Source organism: Corynebacterium sp. L4757, assembly GCF_043673995.1.
Taxonomy (GTDB): domain Bacteria; phylum Actinomycetota; class Actinomycetes; order Mycobacteriales; family Mycobacteriaceae; genus Corynebacterium.
In genome coordinates this window covers 143,972-168,145 of sequence record NZ_JBIMEN010000004.1, presented here as the reverse complement: position 1 = coordinate 168,145, position 24,174 = coordinate 143,972, and the positions used below count along the sequence as shown (strand labels likewise).

Below are 24,174 nucleotides of genomic sequence, written 5' to 3'. Positions count from 1 at the left end.
ATAAAGACGCACAAGCACTTCACTCCCCATCCCCAACAAAGGAATTTTTATCCCCATGACAAAGGCAACTACAGGCTCTTCACCAAAGGCCTCGAATTCTTTATTCGAAATGGGTTCCTACCTGCGTAAGGGAACCACTGGTTCTGATGGACAGCAGCTCTTTTTGCAGGGCGGACGCCAGGCGGATGTGTTTTATCGCAACCGCTGGGCATTCGACAAGATGGTGCGCTCCACCCACGGCGTAAACTGCACGGGCTCTTGTTCCTGGAAGGTATACGTCAAAGACGGCGTCATCACCTGGGAATCCCAGGCCGTGGATTACCCAACCAATGGCAATGACATGCCAGAATATGAACCCCGCGGCTGCCCACGTGGCGCATCCTTTTCTTGGTACACCTACTCCCCAACCCGTATTCGCTACCCATATGCACGTGGCGTCTTGGTGGACATGTACCGCGAAGCCAAAGAGCGTTTGGGCGACCCGGTTCTGGCGTGGCGTGACATCCAACAGGATCCAGAAAAGCGCAATGCATATATCAGCCAGCGCGGCAAGGGCGGTTTGATCCGTATCAATTATGAAGAGGCCATCGAGATGGCAGCGGCCGCACACGTATACACCATTCGCGAGTACGGCCCGGACCGTATTAATGGATTCACCGTTATTCCAGCTATGTCCCAGGTCTCCTATGGCGCAGGTACTCGCTTTCTGGAAATGATCGGTGGCGTCGCTCTGTCCTTCTATGACTGGTACGCCGACCTCCCGCCTGCTTCCCCGCAGACTTTCGGCGACCAGACGGACGTTCCTGAATCCGGTGACTGGTACAACTCTTCCTACCTGATGATGTGGGGCTCTAATATCCCCGTCACCCGTACCCCAGATGCGCACTTCATGGTTGAGGCTCGCTACCGCGGCACCAAGGTCGTGGTGGTCTCCCCTGATTTCGCCGATAACACCGTGCATGCCGATGAATGGGCACGCATTAACCCAGGTACCGACGCCGCCCTGGCATTTTCCATGGGCCATGTCATCTTGAAGACCTTCCATGTTGACCGTCAGGAACCATATTTCCTGAACTACATGCGGAAATTCACCGACTCTGCTTTCTTGGTGGCGTTGGAAGAAAACTCCGAGCACACCACGGAGCAATCAGCGGTCTATACCCCTGGCAAGTTCCTCACCGCCAGCCAACTGGAGGGCGATGAGTACGCCGCGCTGCGCGATTCAGCGAATGCGACTCACCGCACGTTGATGATGGAAACCGATGGCAAAATTGTGGATCCGGGCGGCACTGTTGCTGACCGCTGGGATGAGTCCACCTCCCGCTGGAATCTCTCACTCGAGGGCGTGGATCCAGTGATGTCTATCGCGGAGACCAATAGTTTCGGCACCGCCGAGGTCCTCTTCCCGCGCTTTGATTTAGATGCGAACCCGGAAGATGTCGGCTCCGGCGAACCGGTGGGCGCAGGCGTTGTTCATCGCGGCGTGCCTTATCGTGAGATCAATGGCGTCAAGTACACCACCGTCTTTGACCTCATGCTCGCCCACTATGGCGTGAACCGTCCTGATCTCAACCTGCCGGGTAGCTGGCCAAAGGACTTCCATGATGCAACGGAAGTTGGCACCCCCGCGTGGCAAGAAACCATGACCGGTGTGCCAGCTAATGCCGCTATTCGTATTGGCCGCGAGTTCGCCCAGAATGCAGCAGACTCACAGGGCCGTTCCCAAATCATCATGGGCGCGGGCGTCAATCACTATTTCCACGCGGATACCATCTACCGCACGTTCTTGGCTCTGACTTCGATGTGTGGCACCCAAGGCGTCAATGGTGGCGGTTGGGCGCACTATGTTGGCCAGGAAAAGCTGCGTCCGATGAATGGTTGGCAACAATGGGCGATGGCCACTGACTGGCAGCGCCCACCGCGTCACATGGTCACCACAGCGTTCTACTACTTCGGTACTGAGCAGTGGCGCTATGACAACACCCATGCCTCCCACTTGGGCTCACCTTTGGCGCAGCGTGATTCGATTGGCTCCAAGATGGTCTCAGACACCATGGCAGAGTCCATGCGTCGTGGTTGGATGCCGGCATACCCACAGTTCAACCGCAATTCGCTTTTGCTTGCCGATGAAGCAGCCGCCGCCGGCATGGACGTCAAAGACTACATTCCGCAGCAGCTGGAATCCGGCGAGCTCGGCTTTGCTTATGACGATCCATCTGCGGAGGAAAACTGGCCACGCATTTTGCTGAACTGGCGCACAAACCTCATGGGTTCTTCCGCCAAGGGCACTGAGTTCTTCCTGCGTCACCTGCTCGGCGTGGATTCTGATGCCACAGCAGAAGAACTTTCAGAAGACGAGCGCCCGCAGACGATCAAGTGGCGCGATGAAGCTCCACAGGGCAAGCTCGATTTGATGCTGACCACGGACTTCCGCAATACGTCCACCACCTTGGTCTCAGATATCGTCTTGCCGGCGGCAACCTGGTACGAAAAGCACGACATGTCTTCAACAGACATGCACCCTTACCTGCACTCATTCAATGCAGCCATCAACCCACCATGGGAAGCACGCACAGACTTCGAGGTCTTCCGTGACCTTTCCGCATCCTTGTCTGCGCTTTCCGTACGCTGGTTAGGCACTCAACGTGACGTGGTGACTCAGCCCAGCCACCATGACAGCCCGGATGAACTCGGCATGCCTAATGGCGTAGTGCCTGATGTGGAAAAGATGGGCTACATCCCTGGTGTAACCATGCCGAAGCTGGCGGTGGTCGAACGCGATTACACCAAGATTTATGAAAAGTGGACCCACCTCGGACCGCTCACCGCCAAGGCAGGCACCGCCGTGCACGGCACCAAGTTTGATGTCTCCAAGCAGGTAAAAGAGCTGGAACTCATCTGTGGCACTTCGGAGACTTCAATGGGTGATCTAATTGACCTGACCAAGGACACCAAGGTCATTGACGCCATCTTGCACCTTTCTGGTGTTTCCAATGGTGAAGTCGCGGCCAATGGCTTTGATTACTTGTCATCGCGCACTGGCAAGGATCTCACCCCGCTGGCTTCTTCTGACAAGGACGTCAGGATCAGTTGGGACTCCATTAAGGAACGCCCAACGCAGGTCATTACCTCTCCCGAATGGACTGCGGATAAGCGCAATAACCGCCGGTACACGGCCTTTTCCATCAACGTGGAATTTGATAAACCATGGCACACGCTCACTGGCCGCATGCACTATTACATCGACCATGACTGGTTCATGGACTATGGCGAATCGCTGCCGGTCTTCCGTCCACCGCTGGATCATCTGCATCTGCACGGTGAGTTCAATGCGGGTGAGACCTTCGACAAGAACGGCGAAGTCGAGATTTCTCTGCGCTATCTGACCACTCACAATAAGTGGTCTATTCACTCGCAGTACTTTGACAACCTGCATGTCTTGTCCATCTCCCGTGGTGGACAAGTGGTGTGGATGTCGAATAAGGACGCCGAAAAGATTGGTGTTAGCGATAATGAGTGGGTCGAAGTCTACAACCGCAATGGTGTAGTCAGTGCCCGCGCTATTGTCTCCCACCGCATCCCTGAGGGCACCATGATCATGAATCACGCCCAAGAACGCACCGTGGGCACCCCTCTCAATGAGCACACGGGCCGCCGCGGCGGCACCCACAACTCTTTGACGCGCATCCTCATCAAGCCCGTTCATATCGCTGGCGGCTATGGCCAGCTGACTTATCACTTCAACTACATCGGACCAACCGGTAATAACCGCGACGAAGTCACCCGTGTTCGTCGCCGCTCCCAGGAGGTGCAGTACTAATGAAGGTAATGGCCCAAATTTCCATGATCATGAATCTGGATAAGTGCATCGGCTGCCATACCTGCTCCGTGACTTGCAAGCAGGCATGGACCAACCGTGAAGGCACTGAGTACATCTGGTTCAACAACGTTGAAACCCGTCCCGGCGTAGGCTACCCACGCACGTGGGAGGACCAGGAAAAATGGCAGGGAGGCTGGAAGCTCACCAATAGCGGCAAGCTCAAGCCCAAAGCAGGCGGCCGCATCAAAAAGCTGCTCACGCTCTTCCACAATCCCAACTTGCCTACCATTCATGACTATTACGAGCCATGGACTTATCAATATGAAGATCTGATGGGTGCCAAGGCTGGACAAAAGACCCAGCCAACGGCAAAGCCGGTCTCGCAAATCGATGGCCGTGAGATCAACAAGATTGAGTGGTCCTCTAACTGGGATGACAACCTGGGCGGCTCCACCGCCACGATGGACAGTGATCCGGTGCTCAATAAGATGAATGTCGCGGTCAAGAAGCAGATCGAAGATTCCTTCATGTTCTATCTTCCGCGCATTTGTGAGCACTGCATCAACCCCACCTGTGTCTCTTCTTGTCCTTCCGGTGCGATGTATAAGCGCGCGGAAGATGGCATTGTCTTGGTTGACCAAGACCAGTGCCGTGGCTGGCGCATGTGTGTCTCGGGCTGTCCATATAAGAAGGTGTACTTCAACCACAAGACTGGCAAGGCCGAAAAATGTACTCTGTGCTATCCACGCCTTGAGGTCGGCCAACCCACCGTGTGTTCCGAAACCTGCGTGGGACGCCTGCGATACCTCGGTGTCATCTTCTATGACGCCGACCGCGTTGCTGAAGCTGCGTCCGTGCCAGATGAGAAGAATTTGCTCGAAGCGCAAAAGTCCATCCTGCTGGATCCTCATGACCCAGAGGTCATCGAGGGCGCCAAGCGTGAGGGTATTCCACACTCCTGGATTGATGCGGCACAGCAGTCTCCTATCTACGACATGATTTTCAAGTATGAAGTCGCGCTTCCGCTGCACCCGGAATACCGCACCTTGCCGATGGTCTGGTACGTGCCGCCACTGTCTCCAGTAGTCGATGAAATTACCGCTGCTGGCTATGACGGCGAAGACCACAAGCTGTTGTTCTCCACTTTGTCGAATATGCGCATCCCGCTGGACTACCTAGCAGGACTATTTAGCGCCGGTGACACGGTGCCGGTAGAAAAATCTCTGCGGCGCTTGGTCGCTATGCGCTCTTATATGCGTGATATCAACCTGGGTAATGAGCCCCAGGAGGAAATCGCCGAAGCCGTGGGCATGACTGGTAAGCAGATTCAGGAAATGTACCGTCTGCTGGCAATCGCTAAGTATGACGACCGCTATGTCATTCCAACGGCTTCCCCTGAGACCCCACGTGGCATTGCGGACTTGGATCCTTTCGGTGATACCGACCCAACCCGCGCCATGGATAAAGCTTTCGCGGATCTTGGTATGGGCGCGCCAGAGGCATGCTCGAGCCACGGCGGCGGTGAGTCCGGCAAGGTCTCGCTGCTGTCTTGGACAGGTGACCGCCCCGATGGCATGTTCCCACCCAAGCGCGATAAGATCTAGGAAGCGAAGGACAACACCATGAATTTCTTTTCTAAGCTCAAGCTGCGCCCGGGTGGAAGCAACACGCACACGCCCGATCCACCAGCAGACCATGACATGCTGGCAGGATTCGGAACACCGGCCGGTATGGGCTCATCCGGTGGCGCAAAGGATGTCGAGAGCACCAGCCGCGCGATATTAAGTGCCCGCGTTGGTGCTGCCAATCCTCGCCGCACCCACACCGGGCTTATTCCAGCTGAACTGATTTCCCCGGTCGAGGTTACTGAGCATCAGCGACGCACCATCGCCATGGCGGTGTCATTGCTGCTGCACTACCCCACCGCGGCATACCTTGATACGCTCGCTGCGGTGCGCGCACAGGTGAATGACCTCCCTGATGAGATTGCTGCGGATTTCACCGCATTTCTCGATTGGGCACAGCAGGCAAGCCTCCGCGAGCTCGAAGAACACTACGTGGAGACTTTCGATCAGCGTCGTCGTTGCTCCTTATTTCTGACGTATTACGCGGTGGGTGATACCCGCCAACGTGGCGTCGCAATTCTGGCCTTCGGCGAGCAGTTGCGTTCACTGGGTTTTGAATTCGACGAGAATGAAGAACTACCGGACCATTTGTGCGTGGTATTGGAAGCCCTCGGTCTATCTGAAGGTCACTCGCATGAACGCGCAGTGGAATTCGTTGCCAGCTACCGAGACGGTTTGGAGGTTCTCCGGGCTGCACTGCAGCAGACCGGGTCGCCTTATGTCTCCCTCATCATTGCCGTGTGTAAGTCATTGCCCGAGGTGGATGCTGACACCGCTCAAAAGTACATCGATCTCATCCGGACCGGCCCTCCCGCTGAAGTTGTGGGAATTGCCGATCTTCCATTCCCGACCGTCCAACCTGACGATCTTTAAAGGATTATCATCATGGAATACTTTGAAAACTTCCTCTGGGGTGCCTTCCCGTGGCTGGCCATCGTTGCATTTTCCGTTGGCATCTTCTGGCGCTGGCGCACCGACCAGTTTGGTTGGACCACGCACTCCACCCAAATCTACGAATCCAAACTGCTGCGTTTGTCCTCCCCACTCTTTCACTGGGGCATGGTCTTCGTCGTCGTTGGCCACCTCATGGGCCTTGCCATTCCAAAGTCCTGGACGCGATCAGTCGGAATCTCTGATGAGTTCTACCACTTGATTGCCACATATCCCGGAGCGCTGGCCGCGATTGCTACGTGTTTGGGACTGGCGGGGCTGATCTATCGCCGCGTGGTAAACCGTTCGGTATTTTTGGCAACCTCCCGCTCTGACAAAGTCATGTATGTCCTTTTGGGTGGCGCCATTTTGACCGGCACGATTGCAACGTTGACGCTGCAACTTTTCGATATCCAAGGCACCCATGGTTATGACTACCGAGAGACGATCTCCCCATGGTTGCGTAACCTATTGATCTTCAATATTCAGCCTGAGCTGATGTCTGAAGTTCCGTGGCCATTTAAGCTGCATGTCATTGCCGGATTCACGTTGATGGCAGTGTGGCCATTTACCCGCCTGGTGCATGCGTTCTCCGCGCCAGTTGGTTATGTCAACCGTCCGTACGTGGTCTACCGCTCCCGTGACTCGCGCACGACGGATATGCGCTCCCATGTTGCGTGGGAGCCAGTACGCTCACCGCATTCCCAGCTGGACCGCGACACTGACAGCCGCAAGCAAGCCGATAAGACACGTCCGCCACGCTCGACCTAGTTCCACTAGGAATCTGTCACCACAATTGACCCGCTCTGACCTTTCTCAGCGCGGGTCATTACGTGATTAACAAAGGTATATGTGCCTGGCTCATCGAAGGTCATCTCCACGAACCCTCCTTGTGCTGGCAACAGTGAGAGTGCTTGGGAACCAGTGTCTTGAGCGTCTCGGACTGTATAGGCACCTTCAGTAAACACGGTGTCGAAGACCTCACCGACCACGTGAAAGCTCAGGGGCTCATCGGGACCCACGTTCAACACCCACATGCGGATGGTGTCTCCGACCTTCGCACGCAGTGGCTCATGGGTATATTGCGATGGGTAATAGTTAAACGCCATGAGGTCGAATTGGCCGTTGGCTACTCGCTGCGGGTCTGCACCTACTTCACGTTCTCCGAGGAATATCTCAGAGGCAATCATCTGATATTCGGCATCAACCTCTGACAAAGCCAGCTCAGAGTCCGCTGGTGGATCAATGATGACTGCTCCCGCCATGCCATTGGCAATGTGCAGGCTCATCGGCATTGTCGCGCAGTGATACATCCAAATACCAGCCCGGCGCGGTGTGAATTCATACACGATTTCCTCACCCGGTTGAATGGTAGCCATCGCATTATCAGGACTAATCTCTCCCGCGTGGAAATCGAGGGAATGCCCCATGGTGCCTTCATTGCGCAAAGTAATTCGGAACGTATCACCCACTTTTCCGCGAAGTGTCGGACCGGGTGCCTGGCCATTAAATAGCCATTGGAGCTGTTCTACTCCGGGTGCTACTTCCCGAACCTCCTCAGTCGCTACCCACGTGTATTCGTGCACCGTATGGCTTGGGGCAGGATCTAGGCTGGGATCGAAAGCTTCGAAGCCTTCGCGATTTAATCCAAGTTCGGCCATACTCGGCACCGCCACATGAGGGTTTTCTCCCGCCACGACCTCATGATCATGTTCTAGCTCGTCACTTCCAGTGGCATCAGAAACCTTGACGTCGAAGACCATCCCTTGGGAGAAGTGCCCAACGATCGTGCAATAGCCCTGAATGTTTTGATCAATGGCCACTGTTTCCAGCACCGCTGTTTCACCTGGATTAACTCGCCCGGTTTCATCACCACCAATTTTCAAGTCATGGACTTGGTCGCCGGTATTAGTGAAAGTGATCTTGAGACTTGCTCCCGCAGGGATCTCCACAGAGTTAGGAACAAAAGCCATGCCATCGACTTCAACGTCGAACTCCACAACTTCACTGGCTGGCGCGATAGCTCGATCCTGAGGTGCTACTTGACTCTGATTCTCACTGTCTACGGTGGAGGAAGACGGAGCCATAGTGGTGACAATCAAAATAACAACAGCAGCGATTGCTAATGCGATGACTAGCCACGCGGCCCATTCAGCCTTCTTGCTGTCTCCAGAGCCCCTCGGCCCTGCTGGTCCATGTGGTGAAGGGCCGGCCATGAGGTTGTGAGTCATGATGTCTTCCTTAACTGTTGAGCTCTAAATAGCGTGATGATGAGAACAGCAACTTGTCCTGCAATGCCTAAGGCGATGAGTATGAGTCCGGCTTGAAATGCCGACGTTGCGTGGACCGCTGGTGGGTCTGCCAAGGTCAGCAGCGCTCCAAAATTGATGAGGCCGATTCGTGCCCAGCCGCCAAAATCAGCGAACTCGCGTGCCGCTGTCACCACGTGGTTTCCTCCGCCACGCAATGTAGGCAACAGGTGTAATAACACGCCTGTAACGAGTTGTAATAGGCCTGCGCCGAGGAATGCCGGTGCAAGGGCGCGGGTGATATCCCTAGTCTCGGCTCCAATGGTGACCGCAATAGCATCAGCGGCGCACAGCGAAAGGAGCCAAATGATACCAGTCATCACGGAAATTGACGCGGTACGAAGACCCTTGTGGCCTGCAAAGACACTGGACAGCAAAGGTTGCATGATCAACACTGCGCTAATGACCATGCTTAATTGAGATAGTCCAGCCCAGCTATTCCAACCAATTGTCAAAAAGCCACTCCCCGCAATCAATCCTCCACTGTGCAAAGCCAATGCTCCAGTACAGCGTTTTACTACTGCTGGCGGGATTGTCGTCTGTGTCAAGGTGGGCAGCAGTGTCACGATTGTCCCGAGTACTGTGAGCCATGCAAATCCCCAGATCGTCAACCGGGAATAGATGGAGATCATGACGGTGTAATCCCCGATGCCGTGGCTGGCGATGATAGCTACTACTATCGCAGCAATGAGAAATCCGAGTGCAGTCAGATAAAACGGCACCGTGGCTGCGAATTTCGTGGAAAGTGAAGTCTTCAGCATCCGGTAGAGCACCCAGCAGTGCCAACCCACTACGATGGTGATCGCACTCGCACCAATATCAGATAGCACCGACCATCCTGCAGAGTTCGTGTCAAAGAGCAGAAGTATTAACCCAATTTGGACAATGCTGATGCGCACCATGATGGGCCGGTACGTAGAGGTAGGTTGACGAGTCAACGCCTCGGTAAAATGCAGCGAATAGGTCAGGATGGCCGTGGTGACAACTCCAAGTGTGAAGGAATGAACGAGCGCCCACCAAGCAATTCTGGCTCCAAAGGTGCTAGCAATTATCGAGCCCAAGCCACACACCAACCACGTGCTAATGAGTCCGAATACCATCGTGTGCCACCGCCCACGGGCGATTAAGGACATGTCGGTAACACCAACGACGCCATGACTCGGAGCACGATTTATTCCGCTTCTTAGCTCACTTCCTGCTGGGCCAACATTAGGTCCGACGGGAACTCCATTAGGGCCTGCTATCTGCATGTTGCCTGCCCCTATCTTTCAGATTCTTCCGCTTTTTCATTCCAGCTCGCACCGCCAAAATGACGGCGGTGATAAGGAATCCGAGAACCCCCACTACGTTGACGACTCCACCGATTTGATGCCCGGGTACGAAATTCTGAGTGTCGGAAACAATACGGAGAATAAGTCCCAGATGAACGGCAACCACGGGCACATAAAGCGCTGAGTGGTACGGCAGCGCACGGTGCAGGACAGCAGGAAGAATGACGGGTGCATGCGCGAAGATCATCGACAACGTAAATCCGATAAACACTGCATGAACAGCCGCGTCATAAACCAGGTCGCCAGGAAGAAATTCAGAAGTTAGCCATAAAATTCCCGCGACAGCGAGCCACCCATAAGCAGCGAGCATGCAGGCTGCTGAAAACCGCGGCAAACCTTTCGAGCGGATAAGGTTTATGGCCACGTCAACGCGCCCGGCGACACCTGCAATGACGAGAAATATCGCGCCTATAAGCGCAAGTCCGAAGTCATCTACAGCCATGTAGGCCAAACTGGCCGCCACCAGAGCCAGTACCAACGCCGTCAAAAGGACATCAGCATTCGACTGGGAAATTTTAAGGCGTGCAAGTTCAACGCGCTCGCCAATAATCGTAGCGATCACAAATACCGCAGCTAAAGGCATAGCAGGTGCAAAGTCACCAGCGACCGCCCACTGCACAACCGCACAGACAATCCCAATGGTGCCCGAAGCTTGAATGACGACTTCTAGCGTGGGTTGTCTGCGATAGATCAGAACGTAACTGACCCCCAGAGTCATAAACGACAAACAGAAGGCCACGGCCGTAACTACACGCGGTGCGCCAGCGATCAAGGAAACAACGCCAACCACGTGACAGACGGGTGCGGCCCACGCCCATAAGACCTTCGTAGCGACGGTGCGTTCCATGACAATCGCCCCAGCCACAAATCCGAAAACCATAAGCGGACCATGCTCAATCGCCTTTGCTTCGAATAGGCGCGGAACTACTAGTCCCAGAAGGGACAAGCCCGCACCGAGGCCAATAAGCAGTGAAATGCCAGCAAACGCCAGAGGAAGCGCGCGATGGGCAACCCATTTCTTTTCCACGGGTTTTATAGTACTTATTAAGTTCTAAACATAGGAGCCGCATCTCCAAATGTCACAGTAAAAGACTAAAATCGAAATCAGCTGGGATTGTTTCCCCTGCTGAAGTACCCACAACATCGAAGGGCTGGTTATTTAATTCACCGCATGACGCGGTAGCATCGACCCAATAATGACTCACTCTGCAGACATATCTTTTTAGTTATCAACATTGGTTCTGCGATATGAGCATTACAACTCCACACTCTTTACTCATTATCACTCTTCTCAAGAAAGGACGCTGGTTCAGATGAATAGCGGTAATGCGAAGCCTTCCTCGCAGGTCCCCCGCTCAAGCTCTGATCTTTTTCCAGAGTCCCTGGGCTTATCCCCTAAACAGCGCAAAGTCTTAGACGCACTGCACGAGTTTCCGCAGGGCGCCAAAATCTCTGAAATCGCAGAGATGCTGGACTCTCATGTCAATACTGTACGCAGCCACCTGGATGAACTTATTGCCAAAGACGCAGTCCAAGTCATGCCCGCACCCATTAAAGGTCGCGGACGTCCTTCTTTCATGTTCCATGTCCGCGCACCCAAGACTGAAACCATTGCGGAAGAATACGTCTCCCTCATCGGCGTGCTCACCAGCATGCTCGTTGAGCAAGAGCATCTGACTGATGAAGCCTATTCCCGCGCGCTTGACGTGGGCCGGAATTGGGCTCAGACCATGGAGAAGAAGGATCCGGCTGGAGCAGCTCCCGTTGGGGTGGGCACCGACAAAGACGCGTTGGAAGCCCTCTTTGCGAAGCTGCGTGATCTAGGTTTCGACCCATCAGCACCAGCTGGCGAGCTCGAATCCGAAGGTGGCACGGAACTCGAATTGCATGCCTGCCCGCTGACCGTTTATGGCAACCGCCCACACCCCTTTGTCTGTGCGGTCCATGAAGGCTTTCTCGGTCACATCACCGACGCCGATGTTGACCCACACCTGCGTCTAGAACTGCAGCCACTGTCCCGCCCGGGCGTATGCTCTATCAATCTCAAGACCCGCCCTGCAGCAACAGATAGTCAGCCAGACCCCGCGAACGCAGATGACAATGCAGACTCTGAGCCAGAAAAATCACAACCCGGTTCTGATCCAGCATCATAGGAAGAATGCACCTGCGAGTACGTAGTGCCCTCTGGGGTTTTCACAGTTAAACGCCTAGAATGGAAAGGACATGACTACTCAGATTCCTTCCCCACAGACCCACGCAGGGCAAGCGGCTGAGAACAATTCTGTGCCTCTCGGCCTTCCCCAACTGGGACTAACCCCTGAATCGACACACGCTGCGCCTTATCTGCCGGACGATTTGCCGCCGGCAGCTGAAGATGGCACTCGGCGCCTGAAGGATAAATACGGCCGTGTTGCACGCGACTTGCGCGTTTCCCTCACAGATCGCTGCAATCTGCGCTGCACCTATTGCATGCCAGCAGATGGCCTGGAATGGATGGCAACAGAGCAGACTTTGTCCGATGAGGAAACCATCCGACTCATTGCCTTGGCTATTACCAAGTTAGGAATCCGCCAGATTCGCTTTACCGGCGGTGAGCCCCTATTGAGGAAGTCTCTTGAGCACATCATTGCGGAGACGAAGAAATTACGTACCGATGAAGGTCTGCCGCCATCAATCGCAATGACTACCAATGGCTTGGGTCTGGACCGTCGCGTCCACAAGCTCAAAGAAGCAGGTCTTGACCGGGTCAATATATCCCTCGACACCATTGATCATAAGCGCTATGCGCAACTCACCCGCCGTGATCGCTTTGACGGTGTCCTTAAATCAATCGATGCCGCCATCGATGCTGGACTTAATCCTGTAAAGATTAACGCCGTCGTCATGCCGGGCATCAATGAAGATGACATCGTTCCGCTTGCAAAGTTCGCATTACTCAAGGGCGCACAGCTACGTTTTATTGAGCAAATGCCACTAGGCCCGCGTGAGCAGTGGAAGCGCTCTGACATGGTCACCGCTGAGCAAATCCTCGAGCGTCTTTCATCAGAGCTGGATCTGACGCCGGCTGAAGAGCCCCGCGGTTCTGCACCAGCACAGCTGTGGAACGCCGTTTTATCCGAAGACCAACCCGGTGAAAGCACAGCTACATTCACCGGAAGCATTGGCGTTATTGCATCTGTCACCAGACCATTTTGCGGCGATTGTGACAGAACCCGGCTGACCACAGATGGCGCTGTCCGCAATTGTCTTTTCGGTAATTCTGAGACATCCCTACGCGATCTCATGCGTGCCGGTGCCAGCGACGATGAATTAATGGCAGCGTGGGCTGGTGAGATGTGGCGCAAGAAACCCGGGCACGGAATGGATGATGAAGGGTTCCTGCAGCCTGACCGACCAATGTCCGCCATCGGCGGCTAAAGTCGATCCTTATGAGTCACGAGGATTCCTCTGCGCCTAAAGCCACACAATCTAAGCATCTTGGCTCAGAGCAGCGCACGATTGAACAGCATCAACATGCCATTGTGGCTTCAGCGCTTTCACCTGCGGTGGAGACCATCCCAGTCGACATTGATGCCGTCAACCGTGTGCTCGCAGCCGGCCAGAGGGCGGTCAACGCGATCCCACCATTCAATAATTCTGCTGTCGATGGCTTCCTCGCCCATCGCGCTGATTTAGATTCCTCAGGTAGCGCTACGTTGTCGGTGACTGGGGACGTTGCTGCCGGAGATACTCCCCTTACCCCCGCGCGTGGCAGCGCAATTCGAATCATGACTGGTGCCCCGGTGTCAGATTCGGTAGACGGCCTTGTGATCGTTCCTGTGGAGTACACTAATATCGCGCCGGGGCCGCAACCACTGCCACGTGAGGTCGAGGTCCGCAACTTCGATGTTAACCGTCTGCACATCCGGTTCCAAGGTGAAAGTCTCACAGCCGGCGGTCACTTTGCGCAAGCCGGCCAAGTTATTGATATTGGGCTGCTGTCGACGCTGATCTCAGCAGGTATTCAACAAGTTGAGGTCTTTGCCAAGCCACGGGTAGCTGTCATTTCCACGGGAAGTGAACTACAGCCAACTGGTCAGCCTTTAAGCCCCGGACAGATCCCAGATTCCAATAGTCCGATGGTCGCCGCACTCATTCGTACCTGCGGCCCCGTTGCGGTCACCCTGGCTCGTAGTGCTGATACCCCTGCGGATTTACGCGCGCTTTTTAATGACTTGGCGGGTGAACACGATGTCATCATCACCACCGGAGGTATTGCAGTGGGCGCATTTGATGTGGTGCGGGAGGTTCTAGTCAACCACGCGGACTACTCATGGTTTGGCAAGGTCAATCACAAACCTGGTTCCCATCAAGGACATGCAGTATGGAAGAGGCCTGCCGGCAAGAGCGTGCCAGTGGTTTCTCTCCCAGGTAATCCCGTCGCAGCGTTTGTCTCTTTCTACCTTTATGTCCGACCGCTATTAACCCGGTTCAGCGGCCGCACAAACCCATCTGCTCAGGCACACGTGCAGGCGAAAGTTGTCGGTCATTTACCGGTTGCACGCGACCGCGATGTGTTGGTTCCGGCGATTATTGATTTCACGACGCAGCCCGCCCAGGTGACTCCCTTTAACGGCCAGAAGGTGGGCTCACACATGATTGGCGCTTTAGTCGGAGTCAATGGGCTACTGCATCTACGAAGTAGCGAAAAACCAATAAGCGAAGGCGATACTGTTGAATTACACCTCATCCCTTCGACTACGTGGTAATTCCCTTTAAGAATCTCGATCAACCTCCAAAGCCGTGTGCTTAATGCACAGCAGACCTATAAACACACCAGAGCCAGTCAAAAGAGAAAGTTGGTTTAAAACAATGAAGTTCACGCACCTAGATAATGTCGGTGATGCGTACATGGTGGACGTTACGGAGAAGACCCCCACGGTGCGTGCTGCAACCGCCCAAGGTGAGGTGGCCTGTTCCCCTGAGATTCTGCAAGCACTAAAAGATGGCACGGTGCCCAAAGGAGATGTGCTTGCTGTCGCACGTATCGCGGGTATCGCCGCAGCAAAGAAGGTCCCTGAATTGTTGCCGCTAGCGCACACCATTGGTGTTCATGGTGCGAAGGTGGATGTAGAAATCAAAGAAGACCACGTATTCATCGAAGCAACGGTGCGCACTGCAGACCGCACCGGCGTGGAAATGGAAGCACTCACGGCGGTCAATGTCGCAGCATTGGCTGTTATTGACATGGTCAAAGGAGTCGACCGCAGCGCGTATATTCGCGGATGCGCAATCACCGCCAAATCCGGCGGCCGCTCCGGTGATTGGTCACGCGAGTTCCCACGTTAGGTAAATATCAAGCTCAGTCGGCAAGTACACGAACAGAAAGATGAGACGCCATGTCGGATGCGGCAAGAGAAAAGCTCGCCACGATCATCGTCGCTGGCGGTCAGGGCACCCGCATGGGTGGAGTCGATAAAGCGAGCGTGAAAGTCCATGGCATACGTCTAGTAGATCGCCTCATCGCGCAATTGCCGACAGACACTGACTTTATTGTGGTCAGCCCACGTGAGCTGGGAGTCCCCACGACGTCCGAGGAACCACCATTTGGCGGTCCAGTGGCCGGAATTCACGCGGGATATGAGTACCTCATCCGTCGATATTCCAATATCGAGTATCTAGCAATCCTTCCTGTGGACGCCCCAGATTCGCCGCAGATTCTTCCGCGGCTCTATCAAACGATGGAGACTGAGCCTGGCGCATCTGTGGCGCTAATCCGCAGTCATGACGGAAGCCTCCAGAATCTATGCGCCCTTTGGCGAACTGATACACTCGCGAAGGCATTCGCTGCCCTTGGAAGCCCGCGGAATCAATCCGTTCGGCGTTTACTCGCGCACGCGGAAAATATCGTGGAGGTCCCAGGTACTGGCCAAGAAAAGGACTATGACACCCGGCAAGAAGCCGAGCAGTACCAATCATCAGCGCCGGCGGAGTTTACACGCGCGCAACTAGATTAAGGCTAGGACTAGGGTTCAATAAACACGATTAGACCAGTTTTTAATGTTCGTTCTATGATGGAACCACCATTTCATTTGAGAAAAAGGATTCATCATGGAACTTCCACTGACTGACGCCAACCGTGCCCAGGACACCCCTACTCTGCTGGCGAATCTCATTCCACACGCCATCCGCCACGGTGCGATCCATGGCGCTTTGGACACCCGCCAGGTAGGTGAATCCCTCCTCTTGGTTGCACCTCATAACCCCATTCCATTGTTGAAAGAGGTGGAGGCACGCGAGGAGAAATTTGAGCTGGAATATCTGAAAGAAGATCCGCAGGACTATCACATTAAATTCACCCGCATCTCTTAGTACTCAGCGCCTGACGCTTTGTTGCGCATTCCAGAACTCGGACGGTTTCTGGTTGCTCATCTGCACTAATTGCATGGGTTCGCATAGCAAACATCATGTTAAGATAATCACTGCTAGAGATTAATTCTAAGAGGTTTAGAGAGAGGCCCTTCCGCTATGGACGCAGTATTTTCAGCACCTCCATCAACAACGCGTCTATTCCCAGGCTCGCTTCGCCTCTCTGCTAAGCAGCGTGACGTCCTTGAGGCTCTGAGCGCCTATCCACATGGAACTGGTGCGGCTGAGATCTCCACTGACTTAGGCGTACACATCAATACTGTGCGGGGACATTTGGAAGAGATGGAAGAGCTCGGATTGGTTCGAGTCTCCTCGACTCAAACCGGTGGCCGTGGCCGCCCCACGTTGGTCTTCCAAGTGCGCATGCCCGATATCGTCGGGGTTTCGCAAGAGTACCTCTCACTCATTCGTACCTTGGTCGAAGGCTTGGAACCTGAAGGTGAAATGACCGCTGAGGACTATGAGCGTGCCCGCAAGATTGGACGTTCTTGGGCACAAAAAGTGCCTTCAGTCGTGGGAGATACGCAGAGCACGGACAATGCCATTGCTTCCCTGCTCACCCTCTTTCGAGAAATGGGGCTGGATCCTTATCAGGAGCGCGCCCCACACCCAGTTGATGAATCCACCGCAGCAAGCGTCATCCAACTCAACGCCTGCCCGCTAGTCAATGCAGGCGAGCAGCCTTCGCCATTTATTTGTGCGGTGCATGAGGCCTATCTCCATGAGACTCTCGATGCTCAGCTGGAAGGCAAGATTCGTCTGACCCTCTATCCGCGTAACGCCCCGTCTTCGTGCGATATTGTGGCAAGGCCCTGCGCATCAGGCCAGTGCCACTCAGACACACCCGCTAGCGCCTAGTCAACTAACGCGTAGCTAGTTCCACAATCTCTAATACATGCCGGTAGGGCTTTCCAGTTGCGCGCGTCATCCCCAATTCGCAGGTGCGATTGGAGGACACGTGGTGCTGCCCGTCAATGCCTTTCACCTCTGATGCCTCGCGCGCGGTCGCACTAGCCGTCAGTTCTGGGTGCAACATGCCGCGATCTCCGGCGTATCCGCAGCATCCCCAGCTATGCGGAATATCGACATCTGTGGCGATTGCTCGTGTAAGGGTTTCAATTGCTGGCATAAGTCCCAAATGTTGTGCCGAACAGGTGGGGTGAATAGTCACCGAATCTTGCTCCGTGGTGATGGTCAATTTATCCAATAGGTGCTCGGCCGCAAAGGTAATGGAATCAACCACCGTGATGCCCGACTCTTTTAACATCGCGATAAATCCCTCGGTACAACTGGATGCATCCACGATGACGGGGAGCTCTCCATTGCTGGTGGCATCGGCAAGCGCCGTGCGAACCCTGTCCTGCATCACTTCATGGCCTTGAGCCATGCCCTTGGACGTCCACGGCGTGCCACAGCACAATGAATCAATGCTCTCCGGCACTGTCAATGCCACCCCGGCGCGCTCGGCAAGGCGAATGAAGGCTTCGGTGACACCGATGCCGCCCTTTTGCTCGCCGAACATCGCGTTGACGCACGCTGGAACATACACGGCCTCAACGTGTGCTGAGGTATCGCCGACAATGCCTTGAAGCTTTGAGCGCCGATGACCGCCACCGGGAAGCTCCGGCTGGTATTGCGGCATCGTTTCTTCGCCGACGAGTTTGCGACCGACATCGGTGACGGCTTTGACCAGGCCTGTGGGCAGGCGGTGCGCACCACTGAGGGCAATGGATGCACCCAGGTTGACTGCGGACCAGCCATGCGCAGCGCCCTTCCACACTTTTTGCTCAAGCGGCCTGGAATCTTCAGTGCGCAAACGCTTAATAAACTTGCCGGTATCGATGCCCACGGGGCAGGCCCGCACACACATGGAATCCACGGCGCAGGTTTGTTTGCCCATGTATTCGTAGTCTTTATCCAGCTCCGCAACCACTGCCTCATCGCCGTGCTGCTGTGCTGTGGCGCGTGCACGACGCACCACAATGCGTTGGCGTGGGGTCAGCGTGAGATCCTTCGACGGGCACACGGGCTCGCAATAGCCGCATTCGACGCAGGTATCAATCTCTTCTTCCACCGTGGGGTTGAGTTTGACGTTGCTGATGTGCGCCGTTGGGTCTTCATCCAAAATGACGCCCGGGTTAAGAATCCCGCGTGGGTCAATGGCCTTCTTCAGCTCCTGCATGACGTCATAGAGTTCATCACCATATTGGCGACGTACAAATGGCGCCATCGCGCGTCCCGTGCCGTGCTCAGCCTTGAGGTTTCCTTCTGCACCCAGGATCAGATCCACCATGCCATCGGTGAAGCTGTTGTATCGGGCCAGGTTTTCCTCGCCCTCAAAGCGGTCAGTGAGAAGGAAGTGGATATTACCGTCTTTAGCGTGGCCAAAGATAACAGCTTCCGCATAACCATTGGCATCAAAGAGTTCTTGCAAGCCTGCGCACGTATTGGCAAGGCGCTCAACGGGTACTGCCACATCTTCCAAGAGTGCTGTGGTGCCAGATGGCCGTGCTTTGGCCACCTTGGCATAGAGTCCTTTGCGGAATTGCCAGGCGCTATTCCGGTCAGCTGCCTGGGTAGAAAACTCCGATGGTTGAAAAAGCTCTAGGTTCCGCAGCAACTTCTGCCCGACTGCTTCGCGCTCGGCGAGTTCCTCCGCGCTTTGGGCATGGTATTCAACGAGCATCGCTGCTTGGTTATCCACCTCAAAACCCATAATCGACTGCGGTGCATCATCAAATGTTTGCCCGACTCTGATGGAAGCAGCGTCCATTAGCTCCAAGGTCGCAGCCCCAGTGCTCACCAACTCTGGCAGCGCTGAAGTCGCGCTGTGTAGGTCAGAAAATACCGCAACTGTGGTCGTGGCAAGCTTGGCCACCGGGATGGTTTCAAAAACGGCTTCGGCTACGAACGCCAACGTGCCCTCGGAGCCCACCACCAGGTGTTCTAGAATCTTCGCCGGACCTTCAAAATCAACGAAGGAATTCAAGCCATAACCCATGGTGTTTTTGATGGAAAAGTGCCGTTGAATAATCTCCACCGACTTCGGGTTATCTTTCACCCGGCGCTGCAATTCCAGCAGCTTCTGAGCTAACTCCGGTTCCAGCGCATGCAACTGTTCATCAGCATCCTCGGCACTGGTGTCGATGATCGTGCCTGAAGGCAGGACCAGCGTCAGCCCACGCAGGGTCTGGTAGGTGTTGAACTCGGTACCGCAAGCCATGCCAGAGGAATTATTATTAACCACCCCGCCGATAGTGGCTGCGGATTCACTCGCCGGATCAGGGCCCAGTTTGCGGTTATACAACGACAACCGGGCATTGACCTGCGCCACGGTCATTCCAGGTTGCACACGAATAATGCGTCCATTGTCCTGAACGCTCATATTTCTAAAGCCACGGCGCACGTCCACCAAGAGGCCATCGCCCGAAGCCTGCCCGGATAATGACGTACCACCGGAGCGCAGCGTCACCGACAAATCATGTTCCTGAGCCACTGCGAAGGCATGGGCAACTTCCGTGGCATCGGACGCCAGAATCACTGCCTTGGGCACGTTGTAATAGTGCGATGCATCGCTTGCATAAGCCACCCGGTCAATCAAGCGGGTGCGGACATCAACCTCCTCAATGACATCACGCAAGCTTTCCACCACCTGGGCTTCCACCGAATCCTGTGCACCAGGATGATGCACAGGATGTCCAGAACGAGAGTGTGATGCAGAGGGGGACGCAGTAGTCATGAGGAAAGGTCCTTCTTCTTGTCTAGCCCGACGGAAATCACCGCTGTACAACCAAGCCCTCCAAGATGCGCAGTCAGAGCTTAGTTAGATAAAAGTGAGTTTACTCACCACCGAATTCCCGGCAATCAAGGTCAACCTAAGTTTCAACCACTTTTACCCCCTTTATGCCTGATAAACCCACACTTAATAAAATTGCGGCGTGTTAGCCTGAAAGGGTATCTAAACACCAAAATTCCCGTTTAATTTGGAGTTGGCATGAAGACTCGCATTCTCACAGGTTTGGCTATCGCGGCAATTGCCGCCACAATGACGGCCTGCTCAGATTCCGTCGAAACCACAGGCTCCACTGAAGCCTCCGCTGCGGGCGTGGAGCTGAACCTGCTGGCGGCATCATCCACCCGAGTCTTCAATGAAGAACTGGAATCTCAAGCAGCAGAACTTGATCCCTCTGCGTCCTTGCTCATCAATAACGCTGGTTCCTCTACCCTGGTGCAGCAGCTTGTCGATGGCGCGCCGGGCGATGTTCTGATTACTGCCGATGAAAAGAACATGACGGATGCTCAAGACGCTGATGTGGTTGAAGATCCTGTGCGGTTGGCCTCCAATGTCATGGTCATGGTGGTTCCAGCAGGCAACCCCGCCGGCTTGAAGTCCGTAGAAGACATCACGGAAGACACCACTTTCGTGCTATGTGATCCACAGGTTCCTTGCGGCAGGGTTTCTGAATCCATCATCGGCGCCAAAGGACTCGATGTCACCGCCGATTCCCTGGAGCACCAGGTGGCAGATGTCTTGGGCAAGGTCACCTCAGGTGAGGCAGACGCCGGCTGGGTCTATGCCACCGATGCCGCCGCTGCTGGTGATTCTGTTGAGGTCATTGACATCAAAGGCGCTGAAGAGTTCACCAATAGCATCTATGGCGCTGTAGTGTCTGAGTCCTCCAACCCTGAATCTGCTCAGCAACTGCTAGACCTTCTGGCTGATGACTTTGATGCCATCTGGACCGACTACGGTTTTACTCCAGAAGACTAATTTTTCTAGCTCCCTTCGGTGAACAATGACTTCCTCCCGCTTCCGCCCCGCTGGTTCAACATCGGATTCGGCCGCTGATTCTTCCTCGGTCTCATCCTCTAAGCTGCAATCGGTCACGCACAAGGTGCCGGTGCTTTTTGTAGCCATCGGAATCATTGCGGTTGCATATATCGCCCTGCCGGTCATTGCATTGGCGCTGCGGGTTCCGTGGGGAGATTTCACCGAAATTGCCACGGCTCCAGAGACCGCAGAGTTCCTCAAGACCACGTTGTCAGCAGCAGCTTTCTCAACGATCATCGCCACTGCCTTAGGTATTGGGCTGGCTCTGTGGCTATCACAGCTGCGGCGGGGTGCTTCCGCGGTACGCCTACTAGTGTACTTGCCGCTGGCCATGCCACCGGTGGTCTCCGGTCTAGCACTCACTGCTTTCGTGGGACGCCGGGGTTTGCTGGCACCCGTGCTGGATTTCTTTGGTTGGCAATTGGCTTTCGCTTTTCCCGGAGTGGTTGCCGCACACGTATTCGTAACGCTCCCCTTCGTGGTGGTGGCGGTTGATTCCGCTCTACGGCAAATCGATTCTGAAATCACCGCCTCCGCCCGCGGCGTTGGCATTGGGCAATGGATGATCTTAGGGCGCATCACGTTGCCCACCATTGCTCCAGCCATTGTGACTGGTTTGGGTCTCGCTTTCGCACGTTCATTGGGTGAGTTCGGAACCACCATTACTTTCGCTGGCTCCATGCCCGGGGTCACGCGCACTTTGCCTTTGGGGATTTATCTGGAGCGTGAGGTCAGTGCGGAGAATGCCTATGCGCTCTCTGCCATCTTGATTGGTATTGCGGTGCTCAGCCTCATTGTTGCTGGGCTGCCGATGTTCTTCTCGCGTCAGAAACCGCAAAAGGCACACGTGCTTGAGGCAATGGATGTAGAAAAGCTGCGTGCACTCACCCAGCCGGGCGCTGCTAGCCCTGACATCACAGTCACGTCCAATGGGAACACCACACGCTTTCCATCTGGTCAGACCAGTGCGGTCATTGGCATGAACGGCTCCGGAAAATCCACGTTGATGAGCTTGATTGCTGGGCGTCTGACATCTCATAGCTTTACACTGCACGAGAACGTGGTCGTTGTTTTGCTTACGCAGAATCCAGGGCTGCCGAAAAATACCAGCGTCAATCAAGCCATCACGATGGTGACCAAGAATTCCACGCGCACAGCAGAGCTTCTGAACGCAGCTGGGCTTTCTGCGTTGAGTGATATTCAAGTAGCAACGCTCTCCGGTGGACAGGCCGCCCAGGTCGCACTCGTGCGCGCGCTTGCTGCACGTCCCCAGGCGTTGATTTTGGATGAGCCGCTCGCTGCGATTGATGTGTCTTCCGCTGCACGCTGGCGCCGCTTCCTGCACGCCACTGCTACTGACCGCACCACCTTGCTGGTCACGCATAATGCGCTCGATGTGGCTGGTCTGTCGCACAATATTGCGGTGATGGAAGCAGGCCGCGTCGTCGCGTTTGGGCCCACACAAGAAATCTTGAGCGTCCCACCGACAGCATTCGTTGCTGATATTGCAGGCCTCAACCGATTGACCGGAACCATCCAAGCCGTCAATGAGCAGGGCACCGCCGTCATCAACTCGCATAATCAGGATATCCACGGTGTCCTTGAAGTCCAGCCGAGCGCTCCCGGAGACTCCGCAACGGTGGTCTTCTCCCCTTATGATGTGAAGCTGCATGTAGAGCCCTTAGGTGTAAGTCCCGGTACCACCACGCTGCACGGCACGGTGCACTCAGTGACTGCTGACTCCTTATCGCAGCTGCGCGTGAGCGTGCGAATTGGTGATGAACTCATCACTGTCCCAGTAGATGCCTCACACGCATTTAACGCAGTCATCGACTCAATTAAGGAAGTCGATTGCACGATCGAAACTTCTAAGGTGCGCGTGTACAAGCACTAGGTTGATACGGCAAAAGCTCCATTCCATAGCAAATTGTCGCTGTATGGAATGGAGCTTTGATGTTATAGCGATTAAGCCTGGGTGACCTCAACCGTGACAGGTCCTGCAACTTCGAGTTCAATAACACGAAGTTCCTGGGAACGTGCGTCCTCGAGAATCTCGGTGTCGATTGGTTCGGTGTGCAACACCATGACGGTCGGGCCAGCGCCAGAAAGGTATGCCGCATAACCGCGGTTACGCAGACGGTTAACCCACTCAGCGGTTACTGGCAACACATCTGAACGATAAGGCTGATGCAGGCGATCGCGCGTGCCTTCCCACAGCAGCTCCGGGTAGCTTTGTAGCGCTGCTACCTGAACCGCAGTGCGGGAGACATTGAATGCGGCATCACCGTGCGTCACGTGCGATGGCAAAACGCGGCGCACAGCCTGGGTGGAGGCATGGAAATCAGGTACCAAGGCGGTGGCCCGAATATCCTTGTGCACTTTAATCTGTGCCGCGTTGTATTCAGGCTGGGAACGGCCGTCGACCGGGATATTAGTCCAGGAAACAACCGCCTGGCCCAGTACAGATGCCGCAGCATTATCAGGGTGGCCCTCAAATGCGGAAGAAAGCTGCACTACTTGCGCATCATCCAAAGGAAAACCTGCCAACGCATTAGCAGCAACGACACCCGCGACCGCGGCAGACGCGGAAGAGCCCAAACCACGCGATTGCGGGATGTTATTGGTGGAAACAATCCGTAGACCCGGCACCTCAACATCAGCTGCCTTCAGACCCGAGCGGATTGCCTTCACCACCAGATGGGAACCATCACGCGGAAGGTCCTGCTCACCCTCACCGAAGATTTCCACCTCCAAGCCAGATGGAATGATTTCAACTTCGACGGTGTCATAGATGGACACTGCCATGCCCAAGGTGTCATAGCCTGGGCCCAAGTTCGCGGTGGAACCGGGGACGGAGACTACAGCCTTGGCACCAACTTCTAATTCAGTACTCATAATAGGACTATCTTAACTGTGAAGT

The 24,174-nt window shown here is 54.9% G+C and carries 18 protein-coding genes; 13 read left to right on the top strand and 5 right to left on the bottom strand.

Annotated features, from left to right (window positions below; all coding sequences use genetic code 11):
• Positions 1–55 precede the first annotated feature (55 nt).
• The 4 genes from ACG98I_RS06895 to narI are packed head-to-tail and all read left to right on the top strand — an operon-like array spanning position 56 to position 7,146.
• A complete protein-coding gene (locus ACG98I_RS06895) occupies positions 56–3,820 on the top strand; it encodes a nitrate reductase subunit alpha (protein WP_394719384.1) in 3,765 nt (1,254 codons plus the stop codon).
• Positions 3,820–5,424 (top strand): nitrate reductase subunit beta, encoded by a 1,605-nt coding sequence (gene narH, locus ACG98I_RS06890; protein ID WP_394719386.1) that lies wholly within the window; start codon positions 3,820–3,822, stop codon positions 5,422–5,424. The genes ACG98I_RS06895 and narH overlap by 1 nt, the downstream gene beginning before the upstream one ends.
• A gap of 18 nt (positions 5,425–5,442) precedes the next feature.
• Positions 5,443–6,318 carry a nitrate reductase molybdenum cofactor assembly chaperone gene (narJ, locus tag ACG98I_RS06885; RefSeq protein WP_394719387.1) on the top strand — a complete coding sequence of 292 codons (876 nt, stop codon included), beginning with the start codon at positions 5,443–5,445 and terminating at the stop codon, positions 6,316–6,318.
• 12 nt (positions 6,319–6,330) lie between these two features.
• A complete protein-coding gene (gene narI / locus ACG98I_RS06880; protein WP_394719388.1) occupies positions 6,331–7,146 on the top strand; it encodes a respiratory nitrate reductase subunit gamma in 816 nt (271 codons plus the stop codon).
• Between the two features lie 5 nt (positions 7,147–7,151).
• Here narI and ACG98I_RS06875 read toward each other — a convergent pair whose 3' ends face one another.
• From ACG98I_RS06875 to ACG98I_RS06865, 3 genes are all read right to left on the bottom strand, one after another.
• Positions 7,152–8,606 carry a multicopper oxidase domain-containing protein gene (locus tag ACG98I_RS06875; RefSeq protein ID WP_394719390.1) on the bottom strand — a complete coding sequence of 485 codons (1,455 nt, stop codon included), beginning with the start codon at positions 8,604–8,606 and terminating at the stop codon, positions 7,152–7,154.
• Entirely contained in the window at positions 8,603–9,817 is a 1,215-nt protein-coding gene (locus ACG98I_RS06870) for a beta-carotene 15,15'-monooxygenase (RefSeq protein ID WP_394719391.1), read from the bottom strand. Before ACG98I_RS06870 ends, ACG98I_RS06875 begins: the two co-directional genes overlap by 4 nt.
• A gap of 97 nt (positions 9,818–9,914) precedes the next feature.
• Entirely contained in the window at positions 9,915–11,042 is a 1,128-nt protein-coding gene (locus ACG98I_RS06865) for a hypothetical protein (RefSeq protein WP_394719392.1), read from the bottom strand.
• A gap of 286 nt (positions 11,043–11,328) precedes the next feature.
• On the opposite strand from ACG98I_RS06865, the gene ACG98I_RS06860 reads away from it, so the two are divergent.
• The 7 genes from ACG98I_RS06860 to ACG98I_RS06830 all read left to right on the top strand — a co-directional run bounded on the left by ACG98I_RS06860 (position 11,329) and on the right by ACG98I_RS06830 (position 17,281).
• Positions 11,329–12,168: a helix-turn-helix transcriptional regulator gene (locus tag ACG98I_RS06860; protein ID WP_394719394.1), complete on the top strand. Its 840-nt coding sequence runs from the start codon at positions 11,329–11,331 to the stop codon at positions 12,166–12,168.
• A 70-nt stretch (positions 12,169–12,238) separates the two neighbouring features.
• On the top strand, positions 12,239–13,432 hold the full coding sequence (gene moaA / locus ACG98I_RS06855; RefSeq protein WP_394719396.1) for a GTP 3',8-cyclase MoaA: 1,194 nt from the start codon (positions 12,239–12,241) through the stop codon (positions 13,430–13,432).
• A gap of 11 nt (positions 13,433–13,443) precedes the next feature.
• A complete protein-coding gene (locus ACG98I_RS06850) occupies positions 13,444–14,763 on the top strand; it encodes a molybdopterin molybdotransferase MoeA (RefSeq protein ID WP_394719398.1) in 1,320 nt (439 codons plus the stop codon).
• Between the two features lie 103 nt (positions 14,764–14,866).
• A complete protein-coding gene (gene moaC, locus ACG98I_RS06845; RefSeq protein WP_394719399.1) occupies positions 14,867–15,343 on the top strand; it encodes a cyclic pyranopterin monophosphate synthase MoaC in 477 nt (158 codons plus the stop codon).
• A 50-nt stretch (positions 15,344–15,393) separates the two neighbouring features.
• Entirely contained in the window at positions 15,394–16,011 is a 618-nt protein-coding gene (locus ACG98I_RS06840) for a molybdenum cofactor guanylyltransferase (RefSeq protein WP_394719401.1), read from the top strand.
• Between the two features lie 94 nt (positions 16,012–16,105).
• Positions 16,106–16,366 carry a DUF2249 domain-containing protein gene (locus ACG98I_RS06835; protein WP_394719403.1) on the top strand — a complete coding sequence of 87 codons (261 nt, stop codon included), beginning with the start codon at positions 16,106–16,108 and terminating at the stop codon, positions 16,364–16,366.
• Between the two features lie 156 nt (positions 16,367–16,522).
• Positions 16,523–17,281, top strand: coding sequence for a helix-turn-helix transcriptional regulator (locus tag ACG98I_RS06830; RefSeq protein ID WP_394719405.1), 759 nt, complete (start codon positions 16,523–16,525; stop codon positions 17,279–17,281).
• 4 nt (positions 17,282–17,285) lie between these two features.
• On the opposite strand, the gene ACG98I_RS06825 is transcribed toward ACG98I_RS06830, so the two are convergent.
• Positions 17,286–20,162 (bottom strand): FAD-binding and (Fe-S)-binding domain-containing protein, encoded by a 2,877-nt coding sequence (locus tag ACG98I_RS06825; RefSeq protein ID WP_394719407.1) that lies wholly within the window; start codon positions 20,160–20,162, stop codon positions 17,286–17,288.
• A 255-nt stretch (positions 20,163–20,417) separates the two neighbouring features.
• On the opposite strand from ACG98I_RS06825, the gene modA reads away from it, so the two are divergent.
• Together modA and ACG98I_RS06815 are read left to right on the top strand one after the other, a co-directional pair.
• The gene (modA, locus tag ACG98I_RS06820; RefSeq protein WP_394719409.1) at positions 20,418–21,194 is read left to right on the top strand and encodes a molybdate ABC transporter substrate-binding protein; all 777 of its coding nucleotides are present in this window, start codon (positions 20,418–20,420) and stop codon (positions 21,192–21,194) included.
• 25 nt (positions 21,195–21,219) lie between these two features.
• Positions 21,220–23,148, top strand: a complete 1,929-nt coding sequence (locus ACG98I_RS06815; RefSeq protein WP_394719411.1) for an ATP-binding cassette domain-containing protein — start codon at positions 21,220–21,222, stop codon at positions 23,146–23,148.
• A gap of 71 nt (positions 23,149–23,219) precedes the next feature.
• Here ACG98I_RS06815 and thrB read toward each other — a convergent pair whose 3' ends face one another.
• Positions 23,220–24,149, bottom strand: coding sequence for a homoserine kinase (gene thrB, locus ACG98I_RS06810; protein WP_394719412.1), 930 nt, complete (start codon positions 24,147–24,149; stop codon positions 23,220–23,222).
• Between the last annotated feature and the right edge of the window lie 25 nt (positions 24,150–24,174).

Bases quoted from the DNA above. Each gene is read 5' to 3' on its own strand.
- narI (WP_394719388.1), top strand. From the start codon at position 6,331: ATGGAATACTTTGAAAACTTCCTCTGGGGTGCCTTCCCGTGGCTGGCC.
- ACG98I_RS06815 (WP_394719411.1), top strand. From the start codon at position 21,220: ATGACTTCCTCCCGCTTCCGCCCCGCTGGTTCAACATCGGATTCGGCC.
- ACG98I_RS06835 (WP_394719403.1), top strand. From the start codon at position 16,106: ATGGAACTTCCACTGACTGACGCCAACCGTGCCCAGGACACCCCTACT.
- moaA (WP_394719396.1), top strand. From the start codon at position 12,239: ATGACTACTCAGATTCCTTCCCCACAGACCCACGCAGGGCAAGCGGCT.
- modA (WP_394719409.1), top strand. From the start codon at position 20,418: ATGAAGACTCGCATTCTCACAGGTTTGGCTATCGCGGCAATTGCCGCC.
- narJ (WP_394719387.1), top strand. From the start codon at position 5,443: ATGAATTTCTTTTCTAAGCTCAAGCTGCGCCCGGGTGGAAGCAACACG.
- ACG98I_RS06875 (WP_394719390.1), bottom strand. From the start codon at position 8,606: ATGACTCACAACCTCATGGCCGGCCCTTCACCACATGGACCAGCAGGG.
- moaC (WP_394719399.1), top strand. From the start codon at position 14,867: ATGAAGTTCACGCACCTAGATAATGTCGGTGATGCGTACATGGTGGAC.
- ACG98I_RS06895 (WP_394719384.1), top strand. From the start codon at position 56: ATGACAAAGGCAACTACAGGCTCTTCACCAAAGGCCTCGAATTCTTTA.
- ACG98I_RS06850 (WP_394719398.1), top strand. From the start codon at position 13,444: ATGAGTCACGAGGATTCCTCTGCGCCTAAAGCCACACAATCTAAGCAT.
- ACG98I_RS06825 (WP_394719407.1), bottom strand. From the start codon at position 20,162: ATGACTACTGCGTCCCCCTCTGCATCACACTCTCGTTCTGGACATCCT.
- ACG98I_RS06830 (WP_394719405.1), top strand. From the start codon at position 16,523: ATGGACGCAGTATTTTCAGCACCTCCATCAACAACGCGTCTATTCCCA.
- thrB (WP_394719412.1), bottom strand. From the start codon at position 24,149: ATGAGTACTGAATTAGAAGTTGGTGCCAAGGCTGTAGTCTCCGTCCCC.
- ACG98I_RS06870 (WP_394719391.1), bottom strand. From the start codon at position 9,817: ATGTCCTTAATCGCCCGTGGGCGGTGGCACACGATGGTATTCGGACTC.
- ACG98I_RS06860 (WP_394719394.1), top strand. From the start codon at position 11,329: ATGAATAGCGGTAATGCGAAGCCTTCCTCGCAGGTCCCCCGCTCAAGC.
- narH (WP_394719386.1), top strand. From the start codon at position 3,820: ATGAAGGTAATGGCCCAAATTTCCATGATCATGAATCTGGATAAGTGC.
- ACG98I_RS06840 (WP_394719401.1), top strand. From the start codon at position 15,394: ATGTCGGATGCGGCAAGAGAAAAGCTCGCCACGATCATCGTCGCTGGC.